At 65.3% G+C, this 311-nt stretch carries 1 protein-coding gene; it reads right to left on the bottom strand.

Features of this window, described 5'->3' with window-relative positions:
* Positions 1–311 (bottom strand): hypothetical protein (locus U5775_RS39215; RefSeq protein ID WP_322063474.1); only part of this gene is annotated, 311 nt, incomplete at both ends.

Raw genomic sequence — 311 nt, 5'->3', positions numbered from 1 at the left:
CCCTGCATGGCCACGCTGCTCCCGTTGATCGCGTCGACGACCTTGACGGGACCCGCCGCGCCGAGTTTCACGTCGCCCGCGGTGTCCACCCGCGCGACCTGAAGCGCGCCAGTTGCGCCAATGTTCACGCCGTTGCCGGCATAGGTGACGTAGCCCAGCTTCTGCGTGACGTTGTTGCCTGTGAGGCTGACCGAGCCCTTGTACGCCTTCACGTCCGCGTTCTGATTCAGGTTGCCCTTGCCGAGCGCATCGGCCTTGATGGACACGTCGCCCGTCGAGGCGGTGATCCACGAATTGATGTCGACGCCCGT

Origin of the sequence: Paraburkholderia sp. J63 (assembly GCF_905220245.1) — a bacterium.
In the GTDB taxonomy this organism is placed as follows: domain Bacteria; phylum Pseudomonadota; class Gammaproteobacteria; order Burkholderiales; family Burkholderiaceae; genus Paraburkholderia.
Note: the sequence above shows the minus strand (reverse complement) of the source record. Positions and strands in the feature narration are given on the sequence as shown.